This window comes from Spirillospora sp. NPDC049652, from assembly GCF_040675125.1.
In the GTDB taxonomy this organism is placed as follows: Bacteria; Actinomycetota; Actinomycetes; order Streptosporangiales; family Streptosporangiaceae; genus Spirillospora.
On record NZ_JBFAOF010001481.1, the window covers coordinates 1 to 1,253 of the forward strand.

Here is a 1,253-nt window from a genome sequence, read left to right on the forward strand (position 1 = left end):
GTCGAGCTCGTGGTCCTGGTTCACGGCGTAGTTGAACGTACCGCGCCGGTCGGTGACGCAAGGGTGCGGCGCGCGGTGCGAGCCGTCCAGGGTGAGCCGCACCGCCTCGCCCGGACGCCAGCCGGATCCGTGCACGACGAACGTGGTCGAGCCGTCGCCGTGCGGCTGGTTCACCACCAGCCTCGGCGCGGTCCCCGGACGGTCGTTCTCCCCGCCGAGCGGCGGCGGCGGATCGCCCACGTTCTGCTGCGCGAGCACCGGCCCACGGTCGGGCGGCGAGTCCTTCCGGTCGTGTCCGGGGGTGAGGTAGCGGCCGAAGAGCGCGCCGACCCCGATGAGGACGGCCGCGAGCACCGCGGCGGTGAGGGGTGGTGCGAGCGCACCCGGCCGCCTCCGTCGCCCGCCGCGCGTGCCCTGCCGCGAGAACGAGCCGTCGGTGCCGAACAGGCCATGCCGGGGGAAGGAGCCGCTCTGGCCGGAGGGGGCGTCCCGTCCGGAGGGGCGGTCCCGGTCGGGGGCACCGCGTTGGCCGTCCCGGGCGTGGGCGTCTCGTGGGGAGAACGCGTCGTCCCGACCGTCCGGGCCCTCGGCCGCCGGATTCCGCTCGCCCGCGGCGGGATGGTCGGCGAAGCGGGGCGGCTGCGTCAGCCGGACGGTCGGCCCGGCGCGGTGCGCGTCCACGACGGCGAGCGCGGCGGCGGGCAGGTAGGCGCGCGCCGGGTCGGGGCCGGTGTCGGGACGCAGGTCCGGCGCGACCATCGCGATGATCTCGCCCGGCGTGGGCCGGGCGCGCGGCGCGCGGGCCAGGCAGCCGCCGACCAGTTCGGCGAGCCCGGGTGGCAGCCCGGACACGTCCGGTTCCTCGCCGAGCAACTGGGCCACCAGCTCCAGGACGGTCCGGCCGGGATAGGGGCCGTGGCCGGTCGCGGCGAACAGCAGGGTCGCGCCGAGGGAGTACACGTCGCTGGCGGCGGTGACCTCGCGGGTGCCGCGCGCCTGCTCGGGGGCCATGAAGGCGGGGGTGCCGACGGTCGCGCGGCTGAGCGTCATCCCGGTGCCCTCGGCGGCGCGGACGAGGCCGAAGTCGATGACGCGCGGGCCGTCCGCGGCGACCAGCACGTTGGACGGCTTCAGGTCGCGGTGCACCAGGCCCGCCGCGTGGATCGACTCCAGCGCCTCGGCGCACCCGGCCGCCAGCCAGCGCACCGCCCCCACGGGCAGCGGGCCGACCGCCCGGACCAGCCGCTCCAGCT

The 1,253-nt window shown here is 77.7% G+C and carries 1 protein-coding gene; it reads right to left on the reverse strand.

Annotated elements, in window-relative coordinates; genetic code table 11:
• On the reverse strand, positions 1-1,253 hold a 1,253-nt coding region (locus AB0J52_RS41275), incomplete at both ends, for a protein kinase domain-containing protein (protein ID WP_500188717.1).